This window comes from Enterococcus sp. DIV1206 (genome assembly GCF_051712485.1).
GTDB classification, from domain to species: Bacteria; Bacillota; Bacilli; order Lactobacillales; family Enterococcaceae; genus Enterococcus; species Enterococcus faecalis.
Window position 1 is genome coordinate 1,640,531 of sequence record NZ_JBIOOZ010000001.1, and the last position, 24,993, is coordinate 1,665,523.

At 37.4% G+C, this 24,993-nt stretch carries 22 protein-coding genes and 1 riboswitch; of the genes, 2 read left to right on the top strand and 20 right to left on the bottom strand.

Annotation, left to right across the window (positions count from 1 at the left end; translation table 11 throughout):
* Window positions 1-4: 4 nt before the first annotated feature.
* The 8 genes from IGK86_RS08060 to IGK86_RS08095 all read right to left on the bottom strand — a co-directional run bounded on the left by IGK86_RS08060 (window position 5) and on the right by IGK86_RS08095 (window position 8,061).
* On the bottom strand, window positions 5-1,336 hold the full coding sequence (locus IGK86_RS08060; protein WP_016617307.1) for a zinc ribbon domain-containing protein: 1,332 nt from the start codon (window positions 1,334-1,336) through the stop codon (window positions 5-7).
* A 255-nt stretch (window positions 1,337-1,591) separates the two neighbouring features.
* Complete coding sequence (locus tag IGK86_RS08065; protein ID WP_016616373.1) at window positions 1,592-2,257, bottom strand: ECF transporter S component; 666 nt, start codon at window positions 2,255-2,257, stop codon at window positions 1,592-1,594.
* Between the two features lie 71 nt (window positions 2,258-2,328).
* Window positions 2,329-2,448: riboswitch (FMN riboswitch) on the bottom strand.
* A 157-nt stretch (window positions 2,449-2,605) separates the two neighbouring features.
* Entirely contained in the window at window positions 2,606-3,322 is a 717-nt protein-coding gene (locus IGK86_RS08070) for a pseudouridine synthase (RefSeq protein ID WP_002357624.1), read from the bottom strand.
* Between the two features lie 3 nt (window positions 3,323-3,325).
* Window positions 3,326-3,931, bottom strand: coding sequence for an SMC-Scp complex subunit ScpB (gene scpB / locus IGK86_RS08075; RefSeq protein WP_002357625.1), 606 nt, complete (start codon window positions 3,929-3,931; stop codon window positions 3,326-3,328).
* On the bottom strand, window positions 3,928-4,722 hold the full coding sequence (locus IGK86_RS08080) for a segregation/condensation protein A (RefSeq protein WP_002384532.1): 795 nt from the start codon (window positions 4,720-4,722) through the stop codon (window positions 3,928-3,930). The genes scpB and IGK86_RS08080 overlap by 4 nt, the downstream gene beginning before the upstream one ends.
* Window positions 4,723-4,786: 64 nt before the next feature.
* Window positions 4,787-5,677 (bottom strand): site-specific tyrosine recombinase XerD, encoded by an 891-nt coding sequence (gene xerD, locus IGK86_RS08085; RefSeq protein WP_002360354.1) that lies wholly within the window; start codon window positions 5,675-5,677, stop codon window positions 4,787-4,789.
* A gap of 168 nt (window positions 5,678-5,845) precedes the next feature.
* Complete coding sequence (locus IGK86_RS08090; protein WP_010828788.1) at window positions 5,846-6,775, bottom strand: alpha/beta hydrolase; 930 nt, start codon at window positions 6,773-6,775, stop codon at window positions 5,846-5,848.
* A gap of 194 nt (window positions 6,776-6,969) precedes the next feature.
* The gene (locus tag IGK86_RS08095) at window positions 6,970-8,061 is read right to left on the bottom strand and encodes a DUF871 domain-containing protein (RefSeq protein ID WP_425133849.1); all 1,092 of its coding nucleotides are present in this window, start codon (window positions 8,059-8,061) and stop codon (window positions 6,970-6,972) included.
* Window positions 8,062-8,242: 181 nt separating this feature from the next.
* Here IGK86_RS08095 and IGK86_RS08100 point away from each other — a divergent pair, with 181 nt between their 5' ends.
* Window positions 8,243-8,992: a peptidylprolyl isomerase gene (locus IGK86_RS08100; protein WP_010823672.1), complete on the top strand. Its 750-nt coding sequence runs from the start codon at window positions 8,243-8,245 to the stop codon at window positions 8,990-8,992.
* A 43-nt stretch (window positions 8,993-9,035) separates the two neighbouring features.
* On the opposite strand, the gene IGK86_RS08105 is transcribed toward IGK86_RS08100, so the two are convergent.
* From IGK86_RS08105 to obgE, 5 genes are all read right to left on the bottom strand, one after another.
* A complete protein-coding gene (locus IGK86_RS08105) occupies window positions 9,036-9,410 on the bottom strand; it encodes a YxeA family protein (RefSeq protein ID WP_002357632.1) in 375 nt (124 codons plus the stop codon).
* 141 nt (window positions 9,411-9,551) lie between these two features.
* Window positions 9,552-10,097: a TetR/AcrR family transcriptional regulator gene (locus tag IGK86_RS08110; protein ID WP_002360361.1), complete on the bottom strand. Its 546-nt coding sequence runs from the start codon at window positions 10,095-10,097 to the stop codon at window positions 9,552-9,554.
* A gap of 218 nt (window positions 10,098-10,315) precedes the next feature.
* Window positions 10,316-11,614, bottom strand: a complete 1,299-nt coding sequence (locus IGK86_RS08115) for a PTS sugar transporter subunit IIC (RefSeq protein WP_002363934.1) — start codon at window positions 11,612-11,614, stop codon at window positions 10,316-10,318.
* Between the two features lie 26 nt (window positions 11,615-11,640).
* Window positions 11,641-11,943, bottom strand: a complete 303-nt coding sequence (locus tag IGK86_RS08120) for a hypothetical protein (protein WP_002357636.1) — start codon at window positions 11,941-11,943, stop codon at window positions 11,641-11,643.
* 138 nt (window positions 11,944-12,081) lie between these two features.
* Window positions 12,082-13,398, bottom strand: a complete 1,317-nt coding sequence (gene obgE, locus IGK86_RS08125) for a GTPase ObgE (protein WP_002384537.1) — start codon at window positions 13,396-13,398, stop codon at window positions 12,082-12,084.
* 287 nt (window positions 13,399-13,685) lie between these two features.
* Here obgE and gap point away from each other — a divergent pair, with 287 nt between their 5' ends.
* Entirely contained in the window at window positions 13,686-14,696 is a 1,011-nt protein-coding gene (gene gap, locus IGK86_RS08130) for a type I glyceraldehyde-3-phosphate dehydrogenase (protein WP_002357638.1), read from the top strand.
* A gap of 50 nt (window positions 14,697-14,746) precedes the next feature.
* Here gap and fur read toward each other — a convergent pair whose 3' ends face one another.
* From fur to IGK86_RS08165, 7 genes are all read right to left on the bottom strand, one after another.
* Window positions 14,747-15,196 (bottom strand): ferric iron uptake transcriptional regulator, encoded by a 450-nt coding sequence (gene fur / locus IGK86_RS08135; RefSeq protein ID WP_002357640.1) that lies wholly within the window; start codon window positions 15,194-15,196, stop codon window positions 14,747-14,749.
* A gap of 115 nt (window positions 15,197-15,311) precedes the next feature.
* Entirely contained in the window at window positions 15,312-16,193 is an 882-nt protein-coding gene (locus IGK86_RS08140) for a CvfB family protein (protein WP_002361792.1), read from the bottom strand.
* Window positions 16,194-16,266: 73 nt separating this feature from the next.
* The gene (locus IGK86_RS08145) at window positions 16,267-18,312 is read right to left on the bottom strand and encodes a cell division site-positioning protein MapZ family protein (protein ID WP_016617303.1); all 2,046 of its coding nucleotides are present in this window, start codon (window positions 18,310-18,312) and stop codon (window positions 16,267-16,269) included.
* A 151-nt stretch (window positions 18,313-18,463) separates the two neighbouring features.
* Window positions 18,464-19,570, bottom strand: coding sequence for an RNA polymerase sigma factor RpoD (gene rpoD, locus IGK86_RS08150; RefSeq protein ID WP_002360364.1), 1,107 nt, complete (start codon window positions 19,568-19,570; stop codon window positions 18,464-18,466).
* A gap of 107 nt (window positions 19,571-19,677) precedes the next feature.
* Window positions 19,678-21,564 (bottom strand): DNA primase, encoded by a 1,887-nt coding sequence (gene dnaG, locus IGK86_RS08155; protein WP_016617302.1) that lies wholly within the window; start codon window positions 21,562-21,564, stop codon window positions 19,678-19,680.
* Between the two features lie 316 nt (window positions 21,565-21,880).
* Window positions 21,881-24,217 (bottom strand): cation-translocating P-type ATPase, encoded by a 2,337-nt coding sequence (locus IGK86_RS08160; RefSeq protein WP_002357645.1) that lies wholly within the window; start codon window positions 24,215-24,217, stop codon window positions 21,881-21,883.
* 128 nt (window positions 24,218-24,345) lie between these two features.
* Window positions 24,346-24,963, bottom strand: a complete 618-nt coding sequence (locus IGK86_RS08165) for a lysozyme family protein (RefSeq protein ID WP_002357646.1) — start codon at window positions 24,961-24,963, stop codon at window positions 24,346-24,348.
* Between the last annotated feature and the right edge of the window lie 30 nt (window positions 24,964-24,993).

The window sequence follows — 24,993 nt, forward strand, 5'->3', positions numbered from 1 at the left end:
TTGCTTAGAGTATTTTTTCGAGCCAAGCAAGTGTTTGCTCATCTATCGAAACAAACTGTAATTGTCCTTCTTTTAGCGGTTCTTTGACTAAATGAATTTGATCATTTAGGCCATTGATCCATTCATAACGAAGACCATTTTCTTTTGCTTTAGAATTTTTGGCTTCTAAATAATAATTGACATGGTAATTTTCTTTACCATCCAATTGTAGCGTATTAATGGTCACTTCAAAATCTGGTGAAACATCGGTCGATTTCTTTTCACGTAATCGTTCAAGTGCTTCTATAAAAGAAGGAAATTGAGGATTATTTTCCCCACCAACGAGATATTTTTTAGCAAATTCTGTACTATCCGTATGACTTTTCACTTGTTTGGCAAATGCTTGATAAAAGGTTTCTAGCGCTTTGCGGGCATCATAGTCGCTAGCTAACGGAAAATTCAATTGTAGCGTTGGATTATCGGAGAGCGCTTCGACAAAATCATTTTCACCAATCGTTTCTTTTGATGTTTGAATTTCTTCTCCATTAATCGTCTTTTTAAGTTGAATCGTCATCCCTTTGGACCAGAACAAAGGGCCAATCGTTTTGCTTCCATTCGTTAGCGTACCAACTTTCCAATCATTAATATAAATATCTGCGTCTGGCAGATTGCTCTCCACAACAAAATTCATTCGTTTAAAATCTAAAGGTATACTAGAAATATAATTTTCCTCTTCTAATAAACGATACTCTTCTGTGATAACAGGTTCGCCGGTGCTATCTTTCACTGTGGCTGTAAAAGTATATTGTCCTGGCGCTAAGGGTCCCAATTCCTTTTGATAAGTGGTTGAGTCGGAAGTGCCCACTTCCCGCCCGTTCATTGCCAGCGTCACACCTCGCTGATTCGTCGTTAACTGAACAGAAACAGGCGTTAAAATGAATTGATAACGGTGAAAGAAAAATGCTGTTTGACTTGTTTCACGAATAGTTAAACCATGTAGCTTTTTATCCTTTAATAGCGCTTTTTCTAATTTTTTTAGCTCAGTTGGATTTTTTTGATAATAAGTGATTAAAGGCTTAATGCTTTGCGGATTCACTTGAAATTCAGACTCGTTCGTCCTCATTTTTTTACTTAATTCTTGGGCATCACCATTCTCAATCGCTTCAATAAAATGAGAAATTTGTTGTTCCTTAGAAAAATAATGCGTCCCGAGAAAATAGCTACCCGCTCCAAGAACGATGAACACAAAAAGAAACACCCAGATCCAGCTTCTTTTTGATCTGAGAGGAGTAGATTCGTTCCCTTTATTCATTGATGGTTGTGCTTGGTTTTCCTCTTGATGCATTGATTCATTCATTAGCGGAGCGCCGCATTCTTCACAAAAGGACTCCGTATCACGATTCACGTGACGACAATTTTTACACTTTTTCACTCAGGAAAACTCCTCTTTCTTTGATGATTTCTATCATACCAAGGGAAAGTTAAAATTACAATGCAGATGGTTTAGTATTTTTTAACAGAATGATGACAGATTATGACAACCTCTTTTCTTTTAGGCGTAAATTTTAAAAAACCACTGTCAAACATTGTTCAACAGCAGGTTTTTTATCATTTATTTTGTTAACGGTGTTTTTTTCTGAATAGTATGTTGTTTTTTTGATAGCCATGGCAATAACTTCGCATGTAGTACTAGAAAAACACCACTGACTAAGAGGCCTTTAATAAGGTTGAATGGCACAATACCAATCGCCACATAGCTTGCTAAAGATGTTCCTAAAAATTGTTGTGTGGTCACACCATATAATTGTAAGTAAATGGGTGTAATGACAAAATAATTCGCAATACTCATGAAAATTGTCAAGGCTAAGATCCCACTTACTAAGCCCATTATCCGATTTGTACGGATATTTTTCTTTTTACCAAAGAAATAAAAAATTGGCAAGGTGAAGATACTACTTGCTAAAAAGCTAGCGAAATCTCCCACCATATTTTGCGGTGCTAGTCCGGTTAAGAACAGGTGTAGCAACGAACGAACAAAAGCAGTAATTACTCCTGCTAACGGTCCGTACAAGAACATTCCGAGTAGAATCGGAATATCACTAAAATCGATTTTCAAAAAACTAAACGCCGGCATAATCGGAAATGCCACAAATTGTAATACTGTACCGATTGCGGCCAACATTGCAATGCTGACCATTTTTTGTACCTTGTTGTTCATCTGAAATCCTCCAATTAAGGACCCATCTTCAACGAACTTTTTGATTCGCTTCTTTGTCATACAAAAAAACCCTATTTTTCTGCAGGGAAAAATAGAGTAGGATTATCTGATGAAAAAGCGTCTCAAATAAGCCCTATCTTCTTTATCCAGACTATACTGTCGGTATTGGAATTACACCAATTCAATCGTTAAAAACGAGTCGTGGACTATAACCACCGGTCGGGAATTACACCCTGCCCCTGAAGACGAACCTTGTATTATATTTTTTTACTTACTTAGTGTAACCGATTTGAACAATGAATGCAACTAACTAAGCTTTTTTATTAAATTTCATTGATTGTTTCATTTCTCAAAAAAAAAAAAAACAATCCCTTCGCCATAAGCGCGAAGAGATCGAGTCATTTTATCTTATTTAGCTTGATTTAATAATTGACTGATTTCTTTTTTAGTTAAATCACGATATTGTCCTGGTCGCAAACCTTGTAAGGTCAACTCACCGTAACGTTCACGTTTTAATTTTTGAACAGGGAAACCAACAGCTTGAAACATTTTCTTCACTTGATGATTACGTCCTTCATGAATCGTTAATTCCACGACACTGCTACCTGTTTTAATATCCGCTGAAAGAATTTGAAAATTGGCTGGTGCTGTGCGTTTGCCATCAATGCGAATGCCTTTGGCTAATGGCAATAGATCCCGTTTAGTAGGTACACCTTTAATTTTTGCTACGTAGACTTTATCTACTTCATGTTTAGGATGGGTTAATTTTTGTGAAAAACTTCCATCATTCGTTAAAAGTAACAACCCAGAAGTATCATAATCCAGACGACCGACTGGATAAATTCGCTCAGTAACATCTGTAAAATAATCCGTTACTACTTTACGGCCTTTATCGTCAGACACCGCAGAAATAACCCCTCTTGGTTTATAGAATAAATAATAACCATATTCTTCTTGATAAATTGGTACACCATCAACCTCAACAGTATCTTGTTTACTTACTTGCGTTCCTAATTCTTTGACCACTTGGCCATTGACTTTTACGCGACCTTTGACAATTAATTCCTCTGCTTTGCGACGCGAAGTCACCCCAGCATGAGCAATTGCTTTTTGTAATCTTTCCATTGTTTAAGCTTCCTCGCCTTCTGTTGTTTCAGACATTGGGTTCGTTTCTTGATAACGATCAAAAAATAGATCCATTGGTAGTTCTTCTTCTAATTCATCTTCCATTTGTTGGATATCTGGTAATTCATCTAAACTTTTCAACCCAAAGTAATCCATAAAATACTTCGTTGTGCCATACAAAATTGCTCTACCAGGACCATCGACGCGGCCTTTTTCTTCTATCAACTGACGGGCAACTAACTTTTGGATAGAGCCAGAAGTCTGTACGCCACGAATTTCATCAATTTCAATACGCGAAATTGGTTGCTTATAAGCAATAATGGATAATGTTTCTAGCGCCGCTTGTGATAAGGCGTTCGACATAGGCGATTGCGCATATTTTTTTAGTAATGAGGCATATTTTTTCTTCGTTGTTAAGACAAAATGATTGCCGACTTCTAAAATATTTAACGCCGATTTATTGTCAGAAGCATAATGTTCTTTCAATTTCGTTAATTCTTCATAGGTTTTTGCTGTTGACTTCTCTAATAAGTACGCAAGCTCTTCCAAGCCAATTCCTTCTTCGCCAACCACAAATAAAATTGCTTCAATTTGACTAACTAATGTCACTGTGTTTCCTCCACCTCTGTTGTATCTTCCTGCTGGGTTTCTGTATTAAATAACAAAATTTCACTATAATTATTTTCTTGTTCAGCATAAATCACGCCCGTTTTCATTAATTCTAAAAGAGCCATGAACGTTGTCACAATTTCTTGTTTGGAATAAGAATCGAAGAAAGAGTCAAACGACACTGCCTTCCCTTTCTGTACTTGACGCATACGCTCTGAAATAGCGGAGATTTTTTCTTCGATGGAAACATCGTCACTGGCAACAGTTGTTTCAACAGGCTGGCGATTTTTTTTCTTTTCTAACATGGAATGAAAGGCTAGAAATAAATCAATTGTATTGATTTGATTAGGCGGTAGTGTTGTATCTTCCTCTTTATAATCATCCATATCCATTGGTTCTTTTGTATAATAGAGTTTACGTTCTTCTTCTTTTTCATGTAAAACAGTCGCTGCATATTTAAATTTCCGATACTCCAATAACTGAGCTACTAAAGCTTCCCGTGGGTCTTCCTCTTCAAAAAAATCTTCATCATCAATGATTTCAAGCTCTTGTTTTGGAAGCAACATCTGACTTTTAATAGCCATTAAGGTGGCAGCCATGACTAGATATTCTCCAGCGACTTCTAACTCTAAGGTTTGCATCGCATGAATATAAGACATGTATTGTTCAGTTACTGCTGTAATGGGAATGTCATAGATATCGATTTCTAATTTTTGAATTAAATGTAGTAGAAGATCCAGTGGTCCTTCAAAGACATCTAGTTTTAAATTAATTTCTTGCAAAAACGACACCTACTTTCTTTTCTCGACTTCCTAGTTTACCATAAATTTATTCGTTTGTGGGCATTCTCGCAAATTAAGCCCGAGGAAAATGTTCCTTATAAACATCTGCCATTCGTTGTTTGGTAATATGTGTATAAATTTGTGTCGTGGAGATATCTGCATGTCCTAATAATTCTTGAACGATTCTAAGGTCTGCGCCATTTTCCAACAAATGTGTCGCAAAACTATGCCGTAATGTATGCGGGGTAATATTTTTCTCTATCTGGGCTTCTCGGACAATCTGTTTTAAATTTTTCCAAATGCCCTGTCTAGATAACGGTTCGCCATGATGATTAACGAATAGGTGTGTTTCATTCGGATGATTTTTAATCAATTGAGGTCTGGCTTCGTTCATATAGCGCTCAATCCATTGAATCGCATAATCGCCTAAAGGAATAATTCGTTCTTTGTCCCCTTTTCCGATTGTTTGCAATAAACCAATGGATAAATGCAGATCCCCTAATTTTATTTCAATTAGCTCACTAACTCGCAGGCCCGTTGCATACATCACTTCTAAAATAGCACGATTCCGCATACCTAGTGGTTTACTTGTATCAGGCGTTTCAATTAATCGAGTCACTTCGTCAACAGATAATGTACTTGGCAATTTTTGAACTTTCTTGGGGGAGTCAATATGTTGCATCGGATTATGTTCGCTTAAGCGTTCTTGACGTAAAAATTGATGAAATCCTCTCAAACTAGAAATCATCCGAATCACACTTGCTGAAGCTTGCTGTTCTTCGTGAAGGGATTGCAAAAATTCTGTAATCATGTAACGGTCAACTTCGTCCCAAGAATGCAAGCCTTGTTCTTGTAAAAAGGCTACGTATTTTTTTAAATCTCGTTCGTAACTCCGTCGTGTGTTATTTGATAAGCCCCGCTCTATTTGTAAATAGTGTAAATAATCGACTAATTGTTCTTCCATTATCCTTCCCTCATTTCTAGTACTATCCTATCAGATTATGCCCTAGATTGCATGGGTAAATTCCAACTTATTAAAAAAAATCAACTGACAACAAAAGACTTGTTCACTAAGTCGTTAACTTAAGAACAAGTCTTTTGTTTTTGCTACTATTAGTAAAGAATAAATTTGTTATTTTATATATTTATCTAGAAAAGCAGCTACTGTTTCCTTATATTTTTCTGGGTTTTTATTATAAGCTTTCGCATGCTCTGCTCCAGGCACGACATATTTCTCTTTAGGTCCTTGGGTTGCATTATAAACTTCGTCTAACATACTAAACGGCACAAACGTATCATTTTCACCATGAATAAAGAGCATTGGTAAATGATTCTTTTGCAATTGCTTAACAGCGCTTGCTTCCCCAAAGAAATAGCCAGCTCTAAGTTTCGTAATCCCGCTAGTAACATTAACTAATGGGAAACTTGGTAAATAGAAAAGCTCTTTCAATTGATATTGCAACTCCTGATTGACTGTAGAATAGCCACAATCTTCCACAATGGCTTTCACGTTATCTGGTAATTTTTCCCCGCTCGTCATCATGACTGTAGCAGCACCCATACTGACACCGTATAAAGTGATTTGTTCTTGCTGACCATTTTCGGTTAAAACTTTCTCAATCCATTGGACATAATCTTTACGATCGGGCCAGCCGAACCCAATATAATCTCCTTGACTTTTCCCATGACCACGCGCATCTGGCGCTAACACATTGTAGCCCCAATCATGATACATTTTCGCAAAGACAGACATCGTTTCTGCCGAACCCATATAACCATGCGCCATAATAACGGTACGATTACTTTTTTTGTCAGCTGGTAAATAAATGGCCTTTAGACGTAGCCCATCTTTCGAAGTAATTGACCATTCTTGTCGATTTTTGTCATCTTTAAACCACGCGCCTTCAGGTGTCTGGACTACTTTTGACCCTGGGGTGTTCTCATTTATAAAGTCTTTCTTTCCTGGAACTACTGCATAATTATAAAAATATAAGCCTGCCGCAATTAAACCAATTGCAATTACTACAATAAGCGCAATCAAAATTTTTAACCATCGATTCATCTACGTACTCCTTTTATTTAAACTGTATGATTCATTATAAGTTGTCACCCTTTTTTTGACAACTACCATTCAAAGATTCAACCATCTTTCTTTACCACTACAATGAGACAATTTTGTTGCGACAAAAAAAGCATAGCACAAAAATATTACCTTTTACGCTATGCTCCACTTATCTATTTATAGGAAACTAAAAATTATTTATTTTCAATAAGTTTAAAACTTGACCATGGTTTCAAAAATTCTAATAAGAAACGTTCGTCATCAGAAATACGACCAACCACATTTACACGGCCATCATTTTTCATTTCTTTTAAAGCAATTTGTGTTTCCCCTTTGTATTGTCCATAGCCAACGTTGTCAATCAAGACATCGCCTCGAACAATATCTCTCGTTGTATGAGCTGGGAAAGGACGATCTTTATAGTAAACACGTGTCATTGTTGAACGCAAAACGTAATCAGAACAATCTCCACGATAACTGTGTAAGTTATCGAACAATGCAATTCTTTCATCTTCTGTGATTTCTGGTTCTGTATCCACTTTGATCGAAGGATACGGTGCATGAAAGGCTTCTGCCATTGCTGCTAATTCTGCTTCTGAGGCATAAGCATTTCCGACAGAAATATCATCGATTAATCCTGTTAAAACTAAATGCTTAACTTGCGTTGCAATTTCTAAATCGCGGTGGTCTTCCAAAGAACATAATCCATCTTGTGTCGGCCATGGTCCAAATGTAGCATCGTGTGAGTTCACAAACGCCATCGTATTTAAATTATATTTTCTAAATTTTTCTGAACAATAAACAAAATGCTCATAGCCTAAGCCTGTATAACGATGTGGATAGAAATTATGTGAGCCTAGTAAATTTTCTGTGTTTGGTGAGTAGGCCATAATATTATCTACATAACTTGTCCCTGAACTCATATTAATTTCAATTTTAATGCCATAAGGGTTTCTTGTCATATTCGCCTCTTCTTGCCCAGTAAAGCCAAGATCTAAACGAATACCGTAAGCGCCCATATCATGGAAAAATGATAAATCATCATAAGAGATGCCTAATTGTTCGAACAATGCAGGATTAATATCGACCATCACTTCCATACCTAATTGGTTGGCGTAATCTACGACTTTTTTAAACTCTGCTAATACCTTTTCCCGATCATCATTGATTTGCAATAAACTAGTAAAGACACGCTTAAAGCCGTATTTATGAGCCAAATCCAAATATGCTTTGTCCTTTTCAAATGTTGAACGTTCTGGATAAATTGAAATACCTAATTTTCCCATGTGATTGCCTCCTAAATTGTAAAACATAATAATGTATCTGCTTACATTGTAACAAAAAAAACAAAAGTGGTCTACACCTTTCCTATAGGAAATCTTATAAAAATTCCACTGGTTTGTTATCTTCTCTTTTGTTATGATAAAAAAGAACCTAATTGTCAGTGTGAAAGGAAGAGGAAAACAGATGAAACATAAGAAAATGCTTGCTGTTGCTTCAGTTGCAGCATTCACCTTGCTTTTAGCAGGCTGTAACACAACCAATAATAAAGGCACGACCGCAACGAGTGATTCTGTCGCTAAATCCAGTGAAAGTAAAACAAAGGATTCGGTCGACTTAAATTCACTAGATTTACCACAACTAAATGACAAAGTTGCCGAAGATCAAGACTTAGTCCAAATGGTTACTTCAATGGGAAATATTGAAATCAAACTATTTCCTAAACAGGCTCCAAAAACTGTCGAGAACTTTATGAAACATGCCAAAGATGGCTATTATGATGGCTTGACTTTCCACCGCGTCATCAATAACTTTATGATCCAAGGTGGCGATCCTAGCGGTGATGGAACTGGCGGAAACAGCATCTGGAATAAACCATTTGAAGATGAATTTTCAAACCAGTTATATAACATTCGTGGCGCATTATCAATGGCGAATGCAGGACCTAATACTAACGGCAGTCAGTTCTTTATTGTCCAAAATACAGATGATCAATCTGATGGTCTTTTATATGATGATTATCCAAAAGCAATCATTGATGCTTACAAAAAAGGCGGCTATCCTTCTCTTGACAAAAAACATACTGTTTTCGGTCAAGTAACCAAAGGAATGGATATTGTCGATAAAATTGCCAAAGTCGAAGTTGGTGCCAACGATAAACCAAAAACCGATGTTAAAATTGAAAAAATCAATATTCTTCAAGAAGCAAAAAAATAACAAAAAGTCAGAACGTACGCTGAAGATACGTTCTGACTTTTTGTTATTTTTGAATCGCTTGTAATGCCTTTTCTGGTACTTGGTCTTGATTGACCTCTTCATACGTATTGATGTGGGCCCCTTTATTTGAGACTTTTAGATAATGATCTGTTTTTAATTCATGGTCCGCTGTGAAAGTTATTTCTCGCGTTTTGCCTTCCTCATCTGCGGCTACTTGCGTATAACTAGCAATTCCATAGCCATTAACGCTATCGGCTTTCTTTGTTTTAACATACACATTTCCTTCTTTAACCAATGGATTTAATTGATCTAACACACCAGCTAATTCGCCAGAGTTCTTCTCTGCGTAAAACTTGGCCCCAAATAAACCACCACCAATAACAATTGCTGTCACCACTAAAAATTTAATAAATTTCATCACATAAATCCTCCCGAGTAATTATTCTCTGTTACTTCTTCCAAAGTATAGCAAGATTTAAACAATCCTTCCTCGGGCGCAACGACCAGTTTTTTCTCAGACTTATGTCGTATTTTTTTATTTTGAATAAATAACAAAACACTACTCTTCTATCAATAATTGACTTAATAATTGAATTTCTTGATTCTTAGTTAAGTCAATTGTTTTCATTGTAACCGCTGTGGCTAAACCTAAATAGATTACCACCATTTTAGGAAATAATTCGACAAATTTTCCTTTGTCCATTTGTACATATTTTTTATCCAATAATAAACGCTCTTCAAAAAAAGTTTGAAGCATTTGCTGCAATTCTTCTTCATAACCATGTGCTTTCATAAATAACGCCGTATAGATTTTTTGATGTTTTTGGGCAAATAATATAAAGTTCAGACCCAATGCAATCACTGGGTCTGAGGCACCGACATCTGCTTTATAAAATAATTGCATACGATGAAATAACGATTTAATTAAGGTTCGTTTTAAATCGTCCATGTTGACAAATTCTAAATAAATTGGCTGCGTAGAAATCCCCATAGTATCTGCAATATTTCTAGCAGTTAAATTAGAAAAACCTTTATCTACTAAAATTTTTTCAGCTACGTTTAAGATTTTTTCCTTTGTATATACCTTCGTTCTAACCATTTTCATACCCCTTTTCTCTTTTAGTTAACAATAACTTTATTATGTTCACACAAAAGAAAACCATTTTCATTATATATATAATATTTTACACTTTTTTATGCGTTTCTTTTCTCAAAATTTTCTATACATTTCAAAAAAATTGAGAATTTTCATCGCCTATAAACAAATAGGTCCAGAACAAAAGGTCATCACCTTTTGTTCTGGACACTAAACGGCTACACTCTTTATTCTTCTATTTGTTTGCCTTGTTCTTTGGCAAGCTCATTTTTATCATAAGCTACAAAGAACGGATAGTAAATCAAGATGGCCACTAGAATTAAAACAATATTCAAAACAGCAGCACGCCAATCGCCGCCTGTCGCCATAAAGGCGCCAATTGGTCCTGGTAAGGTCCAAGGAGCGGTAAAGACAACTTCACTTACTAAACCTAATTTTGTGGCAAACCAAGCAATCGTTGCTAAAACCATTGGTGCAAAGATAAAAGGAATCATTAAAATAGGATTTAAGACAATCGGTACACCGAAAATAACTGGCTCATTAATATTAAAAATAGACGGTGCTAAAATAGCTTTTCCTAGTTTTGAACCATATTCTGATTTTGCCCGAAAGGCTAATAATATGGCTAAACCAATTGTGGCTCCGGCACCACCAATCCAAATGAACCATTGGTAAAAAGGTTCTGCCGCAATCCGAGGTAATGCTTCGCCAGCTGCTTTAGCAGTCGTGTTTTCCTCTAATAGTTGTAGCCATAGAGGACGCGCCAACGATCCTACGATTGAAGCGCCGTGAATCCCAAAGAACCAGAAAAATGTTGTTAAAAAGACTAACAGCAAGACACTCAATAAAGAGTCTGCTGCTTGAACTAGTGGTCCTACTAAGTTCCCTACAAATGTGTGCCAATCAAAGCCTAAATAATAAGTAATTGAACCAATCAATAACATGACAATTAACGTCGGAGTCAATGATTCAAATGAACGAGCAACAGCAGGTGGAACGTTATCAGGCATTGTAATTTTGAACTTAGACTTATCTGTCACTCGATAGATTTCGACAGCAATAATTGACGTCACAATCCCGACAAACATCCCTGCACCACCCAAATTAGCCATTGGTAAAACAAACCCCGAAACGCCAGCTGCTTTACTGGCTTCTTCAGGAATCGCTACAGGTACTAATGTTAATAAAAAAGCAATCGTAGCCAAAATCCCTCCAGAGACTTGATCAAGATTATATGATTTCGCTAAACTAGCGCCAATGCCAAAAGTCGCATATAACGCCATAATGTACATTGTCATTCGGTAAGGCAATAAGATTGTAGCAGCATTACTTGTTAAAAATTGAGTAATGCCCCAAGATTCTGGTAACGGCGGAAACGCAATAATTAGAAAAAAAGAACCGACAATAATTAAAGGTAATGTCGCAATAATCCCATCCCGCACCGCACGTAAATGGCGCTGATTGGCAATTTTAGCCATTGGTCCAGCTAGATGATTTTCAATCCAAACAGTCAGTTTATCTAACATAAATAACACTCTCCTCTGTTTTTCTCTTAAAAAATAACTCCTTTAATCAGCCATAAATAAGAGATAAGCTCTAATAAAATAAGAGAAATTAAAAACAACCAAATAAAACGCTTACAAAAACCTGTTTTCGTTTCAATAAAATAATGACTATACGCTAACGCAAAAGCAATCCCAACAGGCAAAAAAATCATGGCACCAATATTAAACGGCAGATTGAAAGTCCATAATAAAACACTCGGCAACAGGACACCACATAAGAGCCCCATACTAAAAAGAAAACCGGCACTTTTAACTGAAAACTTAGGAACCATTGCTTGATTGTTTTCCATTTCAATTTCGCTCCTTTCGTTTGTTATTTTGTTACATTTAAAATTATAAGCTATTAAAAATATTATTTCAATCTATTCGGTGATTTAATACTAATTTTAAAATAAAAAACCAGTTCACTGAGTGAACTGGTTTTATGCTTATTCGACAAATTCAAATTCAAAATTACCAATCCGAACAATGTCGCCATCTTTCGCGCCACGTGCTCGTAATGCCTCATCGACACCCATACCACGTAATTGACGTGCAAAACGCATTACTGTTTCATCATGATCGAAATTCGTCATTTCAAATAATTTTTCTAATTTTTCACCAGATAAAACCCATGAAGCATCTGGTTCACGATCAATCGTAAATTCTGGACCTTCTGGTTGGAAGCCATAACGAACGGTTTCTTCCTCTACCACTTCATCTTCATATAATGGGAATTCAGGCGTTACTTCCAACAAGTCAGCTGTTGCATTTAATAAAGGTTCAATACCTTTACGAGTAACCCCAGAGATTGGGAAAATAGGTAGCTCATCGGCATACTCATCGGTGCGTTCCTTCGCAAGTTGCTCTTTAAATTTCGCTAAATTCTCTTCTGCTTCAGGCATGTCCATTTTATTGGCAACAATAATTTGAGGTCGTTCCATCAAGCGTAAATTGTGTGAAGCCAATTCTTTATTGATTGCCAAATAATCTTCGTAAGGATCGCGTCCTTCCATGCCACTCATATCAATGACATGTAAAATAACACGCGTCCGTTCAATGTGGCGTAAGAACTGTGTTCCTAAGCCGACACCTTGAGAAGCTCCTTCAATTAAGCCTGGCAAATCTGCTGCAGCAAAGCTTCGACCATCACTAGTAGTCACCATCCCTAAGTTTGGAACTAACGTCGTAAAATGATAGGCACCAATTTTCGGACGAGCGGACGAGATAACAGAGAGTAACGTTGATTTCCCTACAGAAGGAAACCCAACTAAGCCAACATCTGCTAAAACTTTTAATTCTAATTCGATTTTACGTTCTTGGCCCGGTTCGCCGTTTTCGGCAATTTCTGGTGCAGGATTTCTTGGGGAAGCAAAGCGAATATTCCCGCGACCACCGCGTCCGCCTTTTGCTACTACTAAGGTCTGACCATTCTCAATTAAATCCCCAATTAAGGCTCCAGTTTCTGCATCACGAACTGTTGTACCTGGTGGAACTTTGACAAGTAAATCTTCTGAACCACGACCGTGCATTCCTTTACTCATACCATTTTCTCCAGGTGTCGCCTTAAAATGACGATTAAACCGGAAATCCATTAATGTGCGTAATCCTTCTTCAACAACTAAAACAACGTCGCCACCGCGACCGCCATCACCACCAGCGGGACCCCCGTCTGGTACATATTTTTCTCTACGGAAAGCAACCATTCCGTCGCCGCCTTTACCAGCTTTGACATCAATCGTCACTTGATCTAAAAACATGGACATATAATTTGTCCTCCTATTCTACTTCTACTATCTTTAATCACCTCAAAAAGCGTGATTCGAAAGTCTTTATTATTGTATCGGGAAAACAACCGTTTGTCTAGCAATTCTAGTTAGTTATCGTTGGAAAAAGCAAAATTTCTCATGAATCTTTCGCTTTCTTTTTGTCGCTTCGCTATCAGTCTTTTGACAAAAAAATTTTAGAGGTTCATACTATAGATAGTTGAAGAAAATCACTTTTTCAGCAAGGGTCCAAAGAAACACAAACATCTAAAGGAGGAATTTTTGTTATGACAGTCAAAGTAGGAATTAACGGTTTTGGAAGAATTGGTCGTTTAGCCTTTCGCCGAATAAAAGAAGTTTCTGATGATATTGAAGTTGTGGCTATCAATGATTTGACTAGCCCAACAATGTTGGCTCACTTATTACAATTTGACTCTACGCATGGCACCTATCCTGGCACCGTGACAGCCACTGAAAATGGCATTGTGGTTGACGGCGAAGAAACCCGTGTCTACGCAGAACCAGATGCAAGTAAAATCCCTTGGGTTAAAGAAAACGGAGTAGACATTGTCCTTGAATGTACAGGTTTTTATACCTCTGAAGAAAAAGCACAAGCTCATTTAGATGCAGGTGTGAAACGTGTGGTTATCTCTGCTCCTGCAGGCGCAATGAAAACAATCGTTTATAACGTCAATGATGATACACTTGATGCCAACGATAAAATCATTTCTGCCGGCTCATGTACGACAAACTGTCTAGCACCGATGGCTTACTTTTTAAATAATGAATTTGGAATTGAAGTTGGTACCATGACAACTGTCCATGCCTACACATCAACACAAATGCTATTAGATGGCCCTGTTCGTGGCGGAAATCTTCGTGCGGCACGCTCTGCTGCAGACAATACTATTCCCCATTCAACTGGTGCTGCTAAAGCAATTGGCTTAGTTATTCCAGAACTTAATGGAAAATTACAAGGCCATGCCCAACGTGTTCCCGTTGTGGATGGATCCTTAACAGAATTAGTTAGCATTTTAAAAACAAAAGTAACAGCTGATCAAGTAAATGAAGCAATGAAAAAACACACCATTGATAACCCTTCTTTCGGTTATGATGATCGTGAAATTGTTTCTGGAGACATAATCGGCACGACAGAAGGTTCGATTTTTGACCCAACGCAAACAGAAGTAACGACAGCTGGCGATTTCCAATTAGTGAAAACTGTGGCTTGGTATGACAATGAATATGGTTTTACTTGCCAAATGATTCGCTTATTGGAAAAATTCGCTAATTTATAATTCCAATGAATAAAAAACTGCCTTGCATAAATTAATGCAAGGCAGTTTTTTTAATGTTTACTTTGACAACTTTGACAAATACCATGAAAAGTTAAGCGATGATCTTTGACTAAAAAATGATACCGACTTTCAACAATTTGCTCTACTTCACCAAGCAAGTCTTCTTCCACTTCCTCAATTGTGCCACATTCTAAGCATAACAAATGGTGGTGAAAGTGTTTGGCGCCTTCTTTTCTTAAATCATAGCGAGCTAAACCATCGTTAAAGCTCACTTTATCAACGACTTTTAAGTCTGTTAAAATTTCTAGCGTTCGATAGACTGTTGCTAGACCAATTTCCGGACTTTTTTGTTTTACCAAGAAGTAAATTTCTTCTGCTGATAAATGATCTTTTTCATTTTCCAATAATACAAGTACGGTTGCTTCCCGTTGTGGTGTTAATTTAAAGCCTGATTCATGTAATTGTTTTTTTGTCTTTTTTAAAGCAGCAGTCGAATCCATTATTACAGCTCCTTGTTTAGAATGATTACAAATTAAGAAACTTAATTTATCAATCAAATTAAAATAATTATAAAAGAAATAACTGTAATTTGCAAGATATTCTCAATTAGCTACCTTAATTTTTTTCTTTTGATTGCTCCAACGAGCCAATTAGAATTGTTTTACCATCTTCTTGTTTAATTAATTTTTGTTTCATTAAATGACCTAAAGCGCGTTTAAATTGAGCTTTACTAATACCAAAAGTCTGTTTAATTTCATCAGGGCTTGATTTATCGGTGAAAGGAATTTGGTGATCGTTTGCTCTTTCTAAGAAAGTTAGAATCATTAACGCATCATCGCTGATTACTTCATGACTTCTTGGTTTTAATGAAAGATTCAATACGCCGTCCGGCCGCACGCCAATCACACGTCCCACTACTTTTTCACCTAAACGTGGTTCTTGGAAACGTTCAGAAGGATGGATAAATCCAATGTATAAATCATCAGTTAAAATATACGTTCCTGCAAGTTTCAGACGATACACATGCCCAGTTAAGTTTTGGTTTTGCATTTCAGCATTCCCGCGTTTTGCCATGGCTTTAAAGACTTTTTCATCTGCTAATTCGCCCCAAATGCGGTCTTTACTGTCCACTTTTAAAGTAACCATTACTCGGTCTTCTTTTTTAGGCCAAAGTTCCCGCATGGTTGGTAATTCATCCAACGAAATAACGACATCTTTATCTGGTAAGCCAACATCCACAAAGACACCTAAATCACGTCTCGTTCCTGTGACAGTACCAAAGCCATAGCTACCAATGCGCACAGTAGGAATTGTAGTTGTCAGTGCTGGCTCTTGTTTTTGATTTAAATAACCAAACCCTTCTACAGCCTCCCCTATAGCATGCGTACCTTCTTCTTTTTTTAAACGGAATGTGATGCCATTTTTTTGAACAAAATAAAATTGTTCATTTTCATCGACCACAATGCCGGTAAATGTTGTTGCTAGTAATTCTCTCATTTATCATTAACTCCTCAAGGAAAATCAATCGAACAAAAGATTTCCGCTTTTGTTCGATTGTTTCTATTTTCTTTTATTGCCCTGCATTACGAGAAGCGTTCCCTTTGAACCAACCTGTTTTAGCATTGATTGTAACTAAATACATGTGAACATTTTTCTCTGTAGTGCCTTCTAATAATTTTGATTGATTGTTGGTTGCATAAAGATTGTAGTAACCTTCGCCATTCACAATTTTGGCAGGTTCTAAAGAATATCCGCCAGGAACCACATAGCCACGAGCAATCACTGTGTCTAAGACTTTTTCTTTCACACCTGGTGCCCATGTCCACGCTGGATTGCTACTATCAGCGATATCGGCAGCATCTGGCGCATAAAGCGGACTAGTGTACACCCCGTCACTGTTCGGTGCCGTGTAGCCATTCGCTTCTGTTTTTGCTGTTTCTTCCTTCTTAGCGTTCTCTTTTTTCGCGGCAACAGCTTGTTTCGCTTGTTCTTCTGCTTGTTTTGCTTGCTCTGCGGCAGCTTGTTCTTCTGCAATTCTTTTCTGTTCTTCTTCAACCTTGGTTAACGCTTGGTCAGCTGTCGTGACTTGTTTGATCAGTTCTTTTTTCAGCTTATCACTTGTTACTTTATCTACTTCTGCCTTAGCAGCTTGATACGTGTCTCGATTCAGCTGATTGGTAGTTTTTCCATCTTTATAAATGACCTCAACCGCTTTTTTAGCTTTTTGTAATTGGTTGTATTGTTGGTTCGCTTGATCGATTGCTTGGTTCATCAATTGGTCAAATGGATCATTTCCTGTTAATTTCTTTACGGAAATTGGTTGATCAGCAGCTAGAATCGCCGGTTTCAACTCATTGCCATTGACAATCGGCGCCTCAAATAATTGGTTGATTTGTTGAATGGTTTGTTGCTTCTCTTTCAATGTTTGAATTTGTTTATTTAATTGAGAATACTCTTCTGAATCTTTAATTTCCGCGACTTGTTTTGAGAGTTTTTCTGGACTAACAGTCACCATATCGGGTTTAATAAAAACTTGCTCCTTCGTGGTATAAAAGGCTGCTAGTTCATCTTTCAGCGTATCTGTTTTCTTGGTTAGCGCCGCCGCCTCTTGCGCGGCAGCTTTTTGCGTTTGATCATGATACGCCCAAGCACTACCTCCAGCTAATAAAACAACCGCAAGCGCAACGAAAACTACTTTTTTTGATGGTTTCTTCGGAGCAGGCGCTGGTTGAGCATTCCCAGTTTCATTCATCGGTGGTATCACACCTGAATCTGAAACTTTTTCCTCGGTTGCATCAGCGTCGCTCGGTGCCTCTAGCGACGCTGCACTTGTTAACCCTTCTTCAGAATCTGAAATGGATTCAGTTGGTGTTTCGGCTTGGGTTAATACTGCCTCACCGCTGTTTTCTAACTCTTGGGTCTCTGCTGTTTCTTCTGATGGATTTTCAGACATTTCTGTATCTGCTCGATGCGCTTGAATATAAGCTTGCAAAGTTTCGTTTGGTGTTACATCTTGATCTTCTATCGGTGGTTGTGAAAAAATTTCTTCTTCAGAAGTGGTAGAGATAACTTCAGTTCCTGAAATCTCTGTTAAAGCTTCCTCTTCTGACTTCACCGTCTCAGATACCTCAGCTGTTTCTGCTTCAACAGTAGTTGTTTCTTCCGTTGTTTCTTCTAAATTAACTGCTTCGTCCGTTGCTAGTTTTTCTTCTGTTGAATGAGTAGTCGTCGCTTCTGTCGCTGGTATCGTTTCCTCCACCGAATCATGAGTCTCCTCACTAGCCCCTTCTTGAAGCGCTGCTTCTGAATCAGAGCCTATTAAGTTATCTTCTATCGACTCTTCTTTTTTGTCATCATTACTTTCTTCTTCTGGTGATTCGCCAAACAGTTCCATCACATGGCCTAAGCTCATATCTTTTAACTCAGACCATTCAATATTCTCATTTAATTGATCTTCGTGTTGTTCATTTTCCTGTGTTTCAAAATCTATATTTGTTGAAGTCGTTTCCACTTCTTCTTTATCAACTGTTGTGTCAGTTAGTGAATAGCCACATGTTGGGCAGGTCGTTAATTCTGCATCGAATTCGTTCCCGCACTTCGGACATTTTTTTGTCATTCTTCCGCCTCACATTCTGCTAATATTCCATTACTTCTAATTTACCACAACTTGCGCCTTCTTCCAATAACTAGCAATGACATTTAGAGACTTTTTAAAAAACAAAAGCGGCTCTTCTCGCATGCACGAAAAGAGCCGCTAAACGGTATGTTTATTCTAAAAAGTCTTTTAATTGTTTTGAACGAGAAGGATGTCTTAGTTTTCTTAACGCTTTTGCTTCAATTTGACGAATACGTTCGCGAGTGACACCGAAAACTTTTCCGACTTCTTCTAGCGTACGTGTCCGACCATCATCTAAACCAAAACGTAAACGTAAAACATTTTCTTCACGGTCTGTTAAAGTATCCAGAACATCTTCTAGTTGTTCTTTTAACAATTCGTAAGCTGCATGTTCAGCAGGACTTGTAGCATCTTGGTCTTCAATGAAATCACCTAAATGTGAATCATCTTCTTCACCAATTGGTGTTTCTAAAGAGACTGGCTCTTGTGCGATTTTTAGGATTTCACGAACTTTTTCTGTTGGTAAATCCATTTCCGCACCAATTTCTTCTGGCGTTGGTTCTCTACCTAAATCTTGCAATAGTTGGCGTTGAATCCGAATCAATTTATTGATTGTTTCAACCATGTGAACAGGAATTCGAATTGTTCTAGCTTGGTCCGCAATTGCCCGCGTAATCGCTTGACGAATCCACCAAGTAGCATACGTAGAGAATTTGAACCCTTTACGGTAGTCAAATTTTTCAACAGCTTTCATTAAGCCCATATTACCTTCTTGAATTAAATCCAAGAATTGCATACCACGACCTACATATCGTTTGGCAATTGAAACAACCAAACGTAAGTTGGCTTCTGCTAAACGTTGTTTTGCTTCTTGATCGCCTTCTTCAATTTTAAGTGCCAATTCAACTTCTTCTGCGGCAGTTAACAATTGAACGCGCCCAATTTCTTTTAGGTACATACGCACGGGATCATTAATTTTAACACCTGTTGGCGCAGATAAGTCTTCTGCTTGGGCCTTTTCCGCTTCTTTTTCATCTTTTTTCAAGCTATGTTCACTTGGGTCTCCATTTTCATCGACCACGCTGATACCAGCATCTTCAACTTTTTGGATCAATTTTTCCATAGCTTCTGCATCCAAAGTATACGGTGTGGCTAATTGATTCGCTAAATCATCATAAACCACTGTTCCTTTAGGCTTGTTTTCTTTGATAAATGCTGCCACTGCAGCTTCATATTTTTTACTTGTTTCTTTTTCCATGAAAGAAGGCCCCCTTCATTTTTCGGTTCACGCTTGAAATAACTGATAAATCACTGGGACTTATCAAAATAAAATGAACAAAACGCTTAGTTCTATTCATTTATTGCTTAAGTAAATGTTCGTTGAGCTTTAAGCTGTCGAGCCAATTGGATAATCTCCATTGTTAATTCGGCTTCAAGCTGTTGGTTGCCCACTCGTTTTGCTTCTTGCTGTTGAATCTTTTTCTGCTCAATTGCCTCTGCAATACTTGATAAGGCAATTACATGTAATAAATCGGCAACTTCTCGCTCAGAGCTTTCTTCTGATAAATTCTGATACGCAATTTCAATTGCTAATTGTTTGGTTTGATTATCTTGCAAGAAATTAATAAAATCGGCAATGTCGAAACTTTGATGCAGTGTCGCATAACTTTCTAGCAAGAAATATAATTCTTGGTATTCATCATGAGCGAACGAAAAATCTGGCAATTGTTGAATGGTTTGCCGTACTCCTTGTTCATTCATTAAACGAAATAATAAAGAACGTTCTGCTTTTTGAACTTGGGTTAACGGTAACTTGTTCTGTACGTGATTCTCTTCAAAAACAGGTTCTTCCATTGGTGGTGGCATCATTTCATCTTGATAAAATTGTTGCCTTTCTTGCCGTTGGACTGAACGTTGCTCCTGCTTCAATTGATTGAATTGCTCTTCCAAACTATGAACAGAAAGTTGAAATTCCTGAGCAATTTGGTTTAAATAACGATCACGTTCCAAAGGAGATTGAACATTGGTTAACTCCCGTAACAATTCGTTCACATAATCCAATTGTTCTTTTTCGTTATTCATGTTTCTAGTTAACCGATGATAATTCATTTTAAAACTAAAAACTGTTTCTCGGCCATGATTGGCTAAATTTTGAAAAGCTTCTGCGCCATATTTCCGCACATATTCATCAGGATCCAGCTTTTCAGGGATGCTGACAATACTCAAGTCAAAATGACTGTTTTCTTGCAATAATTGAATCGCACGGTTTGTGGCTTGAACACCGGCATTATCGCCATCGTAACAAATAACTACTTCCTTAGCGACCCGCTCCAAACGCCGAATTTGTTCATTGGTCAAACTAGTCCCCATTGAAGCCACCCCACTTTTTACGCCTGATTGCCAAGCAGCGATAACATCCATGAATCCTTCAAAAAGCAATACTGTATTTTCTTTACGAATTTCTTTTCTGGCTCTATCAAAGTTAAACAGCGTTTCTCGCTTATTAAAAAGTGTTGTTTCAGGACTATTCAAGTATTTAGGCATCTCATCTCCTGGAAAATCAGCTGTTTTTAACAAGCGACCAGAAAAGGCGATGACATTGCCTTGGGGATCATTAATTGGAAACATGATTCGTTGATAGAAACGATCCAAAAACGTACCGTTATCTCTTTGGACAAACAGCCCAGAAGGCTCAAAAAGCGTTTCATCCAGTTGTTCATTTTTAAAAACTTGACTTAAGAAATCACGTTTTTGCGGCGCAAATCCAATTTGAAAGGTCTCAATTAGTTCTTGTGTTAACCCCCGCTCTAATAAATAGTTTAATGCGGGTTCGCCAATTTTAGTATTCACTAAAATATGATGGTAAAGTTCTGCGGCTTTACTATGCAGTTGTAACAAACTCCGTCTTTGTTGGTGTTCTGGGGTATCCGCTACTTCACGCGGCTCTGACCAATCAAAGTCCACAGATAAATGTTCCAAATCTGCAACACGTTTCACGGATTCTGGAAAACTAATGCCTTCAATTTCTTGCAAGAAATTAAAAACAGTTCCACCTTTCCCGCAGCCAAAACAGTGAAAAATTTGTTTGTCTTCTGCTACTGAAAATGAAGGGGAACGTTCTTCGTGAAACGGACATAAACCCATATAATTTTTACCGGATTTTTTTAACTGGACATACTGCCCAATAATATCTACTATATTCGTTCGGTGACGAACTTCCTCAATGACTTCCTGAGGAATGCGTTGTGCCATTGTCCTCACCTCCTAAGAATAGCATTGTGCTAACTCATGTGATTGACCGTTTAAAAAACGCACTGTCATTTCAGTGCGAATTCCAATGGACACATTTACACATGATTTATTGTATCACATAATCTCTGTTTTTCAAGTATCTTGTTTCAACTCAACAAAAAAAGAAAGTATCTAGGACAAAAGTCATCCTAACTCCTGCCTCAGACACTAACTCTTAAAATAATCAGTTAAACATCAAGCTTGCTCCGACTTCCTTCAAGATTTAAAGAAGAACTGCATTTCTGGAGACGAATGCTTTTAGCTCAACCTCTGTTTTTTATAAATCTTTAATTGTTTTTCCAGCACGTTTCATTTGTACGAAACCAATTGTTACACGCACCACAATATTAATGGCCATCATAATAAAGAAGAGACCCATTGTTTGCGAAGTTAAGAAACCAATTTCTAAAATGTTGTGGAATAACATAGCTGCTACATAAATACCAATAATGGTACTGAAAACCAAGAAAATGCGTAGTGGATTTAAAGGCAGACATGCTCGAACAACAGCCATACAGCTAATTCCAACTAATAAATAATACATTAACGTCGTGGTGTCTAAAGAAGAAAATCCTTGATTTTGTCCAATCAGATAAACAGCAATGATATTCGCTACAACTAAAAGCGCATTAACAGACGCATTTTTCAAAGCCGTTGGTAAAAACTTCCCGACAACTTTTCGTTTGTCCCCTTCGAAAGATAAGAAGAAGGCTGGATATCCTTCAATTGCTAAATCAATCAAGGTCACTTGAATCGGAATGAACGGAAACGCAATGGCCGTTAAGGCACAAATGATTGAGAGAATAAACGAATAAATCGTTTTAATGAAGAAAACGCTGGAAACTCGGGTTACATTATTTACCACACGCCGTCCTTCAAACAAGACATCTGGTAACGTTGTAAAATCAGAATCTAGCAAAACTAGATTAGAAATTTGCCGAGTAGCGCCATCTCCTTCTGCCATAGCGATACTACAATCCGCTTCTCGTAACGCTAAAACATCGTTGACGCCATCGCCGGTCATCGCCACCACATGCTCTGTGTCTTTCAACTCACGTACAATGGTTCGTTTTTGCTGAGGCGATACACGTCCGAACACTGTGTATTGCTGAACCGCTTCACGCACTTCTGCTTCTGTCGTTTTGGTCGACAAATCAATATAAGACTCATAACCGGGTAGCCCAGCACGACGAGCAATATTTGAAACAGTCACCGGATTATCACCAGAAATTACTTTTAAGTCGATTCCTTCTTCTTTTAGATAAGCCAGTGTTTCTTTGGCATTTTGGCGAATTGGATCATCAATTTCTAGAATTGCTAATGGCTCTAAATAAGGCATTTTGGTTTCGTTTAACGGTTGTTGTTCCGCAATGGCTAACATCAAGACGCGATACCCATTCTCTTGTGCTGTAAAAACAGCTTCTGGCAACCGACTATCGTCTACCAAACGCTCAGGAGCCCCTAAATAAACTGTCCCAATTTCTGGAAATTCAATAGCTCCCCATTTTCGTTCAGAAGAAAAAGCCAAGACTTCTTTTGCGCCAAATCGATTGGATACTTCATAATGATCACGAATTGCTTGCATTGTAATATTATTATCCGTACTTTCAGATAGGTAGCTTCCGATAATCTGTGGGAAGAGTTCTTCATATTTGTCATGCAAGATAATCGCCTTTTGCACTTTCATTTTACCTTCTGTAATCGTTCCAGTTTTATCTAAACACAAAGTGTCCACATGGGCCAATGTTTCAATTGAGTACATATCTTGTACTAGAATACGTTTTTTGGCTAACTTAATGACACCTGTTGTCAGCGCAATACTAATTAATAGTACTAATCCTTTTGGTAACATCCCTAACAAAGCAGCTGCAGAAGCAACAACAGATGTTTTAATGCCAGCATCTCTTAACCAAAAAGCTTCAACAAATAAAATAATCCCTAGAGGAATAATCACCCAACTTGTAAATTTAGAGACTTTACGAATCGAATTGACTAACTCTGATTGAATTGGTTTATGCACTTTGGCTTCTTGGGTGATTTTCACAGCATAGTTTTCGGCACCAACGTGGATAACACGGGCATAGGCTTGTCCGCTAACAATGAAACTTCCAGAAAGCAAGGTATCGCCGATTTCCTTTTCAATTAAATCTGATTCACCTGTTAACAACGCTTCATTCGCTTCGACTTTACCGTCAATAACTTCCATATCAGAAGGAACTTGTTCCCCTGCAGAGATAATAACAATATCTTCCATAACTAGTTCTTTTGTATCAATTTCTTGTTGTACGCCATTTCGAACAACATGAACATTTTCTTTTGCCACAATAGATAATTTTTGAACTAAATTACGGGCATGAATTTCTTGGAAAATCCCGATTGACATGTTCACAATAATAATCGCTAAGAAAGCCAGATTGGAATACGCTCCGACAAATAGTAAACAAACAGCGATTGCAAAGTTTAAAAAGTTGAATAACGTCATGACGTTATCAAAAATAATATCTTTTGTAGATTTCGCTACATTTTCCTCATAATTATTTTGAAGGCCTAACTCTTTCTGCTTGGCAACTTCTTCTGTACTTAACCCTTTTTTCAGGTCGACTTTATTCAACATCCAGCTCTTTCCCTACCTTTTCAATTAATCAGTTACATCCCTTCTAGTTTACTTGCATTTTCATGAAACTGCAAGAAAAGCCTAAAAAATTCCTGTAAGTTGAAAGAATTCTTTAGACTTTTCTCGTTTTAATTTAACTTTTCAATAAACCAACGATTCATTTTGACAATTTCCGCATAGAACATATTGCCACCATTTTGATAAAGGTAACCACCATTGTAAACTAACGCTTGCCAACGATAATAACGATATTTCGTATTTTGGTCATTCCCTAGCAACGGTGAAAGGACTTCTCTTGAATATTCTTCTGCTAACTCTGTCGTGTGTTTCCCGCCACGTTCTTTAACAAACTGAATATAATCCAGTCCATAATTATATGCTTGTACGCCTGTCCATTCATCACAGCCAGCTTCTTTTGCTTTCGCTAACGCTTCCGCGAGAAATTTGACGCCATGTGCGATACTTTCTTCTGGTGTTTCAATCACTTCTTGTTGTCCATAAACACTTTCACTGCTCTGCATAATATCGCCAGATTTTCCTTTAGATTCTGTATAGATAATCGCTAAAGCTAATGTTTTGTATTCAGGTATTTTATTTTTTTTGACTTCTGCTTCTACTTGTTTTTCAAAGGTCATTACCGTTTCAACATTTTGATGTATTTTATAGCCAAGATAGCCAAGACCAGCAACTAAACCAACAAACAAAAGTAGCATGATTTTATAAATTATTTTTCTTACTCTACGCATCGAATCATCCAAACTTTTTCTTTTAAGATA

What these genes read in the sequence shown, in the direction of transcription:
- IGK86_RS08120 (WP_002357636.1), bottom strand. Translation starts at nt 11,943, where the DNA reads ATGGAAAACAATCAAGCAATGGTTCCTAAGTTTTCAGTTAAAAGTGCC.
- IGK86_RS08105 (WP_002357632.1), bottom strand. Translation starts at nt 9,410, where the DNA reads ATGAAATTTATTAAATTTTTAGTGGTGACAGCAATTGTTATTGGTGGT.
- IGK86_RS08100 (WP_010823672.1), top strand. Translation starts at nt 8,243, where the DNA reads ATGAAACATAAGAAAATGCTTGCTGTTGCTTCAGTTGCAGCATTCACC.
- IGK86_RS08095 (WP_425133849.1), bottom strand. Translation starts at nt 8,061, where the DNA reads ATGGGAAAATTAGGTATTTCAATTTATCCAGAACGTTCAACATTTGAA.
- obgE (WP_002384537.1), bottom strand. Translation starts at nt 13,398, where the DNA reads ATGTCCATGTTTTTAGATCAAGTGACGATTGATGTCAAAGCTGGTAAA.
- IGK86_RS08160 (WP_002357645.1), bottom strand. Translation starts at nt 24,217, where the DNA reads ATGTTGAATAAAGTCGACCTGAAAAAAGGGTTAAGTACAGAAGAAGTT.
- IGK86_RS08115 (WP_002363934.1), bottom strand. Translation starts at nt 11,614, where the DNA reads ATGTTAGATAAACTGACTGTTTGGATTGAAAATCATCTAGCTGGACCA.
- IGK86_RS08070 (WP_002357624.1), bottom strand. Translation starts at nt 3,322, where the DNA reads ATGGAAAGATTACAAAAAGCAATTGCTCATGCTGGGGTGACTTCGCGT.
- IGK86_RS08110 (WP_002360361.1), bottom strand. Translation starts at nt 10,097, where the DNA reads ATGAAAATGGTTAGAACGAAGGTATATACAAAGGAAAAAATCTTAAAC.
- IGK86_RS08145 (WP_016617303.1), bottom strand. Translation starts at nt 18,312, where the DNA reads ATGACAAAAAAATGTCCGAAGTGCGGGAACGAATTCGATGCAGAATTA.
- IGK86_RS08060 (WP_016617307.1), bottom strand. Translation starts at nt 1,336, where the DNA reads ATGAATGAATCAATGCATCAAGAGGAAAACCAAGCACAACCATCAATG.
- dnaG (WP_016617302.1), bottom strand. Translation starts at nt 21,564, where the DNA reads ATGGCACAACGCATTCCTCAGGAAGTCATTGAGGAAGTTCGTCACCGA.
- IGK86_RS08165 (WP_002357646.1), bottom strand. Translation starts at nt 24,963, where the DNA reads ATGCGTAGAGTAAGAAAAATAATTTATAAAATCATGCTACTTTTGTTT.
- IGK86_RS08140 (WP_002361792.1), bottom strand. Translation starts at nt 16,193, where the DNA reads ATGAGAGAATTACTAGCAACAACATTTACCGGCATTGTGGTCGATGAA.
- IGK86_RS08065 (WP_016616373.1), bottom strand. Translation starts at nt 2,257, where the DNA reads ATGACAAAGAAGCGAATCAAAAAGTTCGTTGAAGATGGGTCCTTAATT.
- IGK86_RS08090 (WP_010828788.1), bottom strand. Translation starts at nt 6,775, where the DNA reads ATGAATCGATGGTTAAAAATTTTGATTGCGCTTATTGTAGTAATTGCA.
- rpoD (WP_002360364.1), bottom strand. Translation starts at nt 19,570, where the DNA reads ATGGAAAAAGAAACAAGTAAAAAATATGAAGCTGCAGTGGCAGCATTT.
- xerD (WP_002360354.1), bottom strand. Translation starts at nt 5,677, where the DNA reads ATGGAAGAACAATTAGTCGATTATTTACACTATTTACAAATAGAGCGG.
- gap (WP_002357638.1), top strand. Translation starts at nt 13,686, where the DNA reads ATGACAGTCAAAGTAGGAATTAACGGTTTTGGAAGAATTGGTCGTTTA.
- fur (WP_002357640.1), bottom strand. Translation starts at nt 15,196, where the DNA reads ATGGATTCGACTGCTGCTTTAAAAAAGACAAAAAAACAATTACATGAA.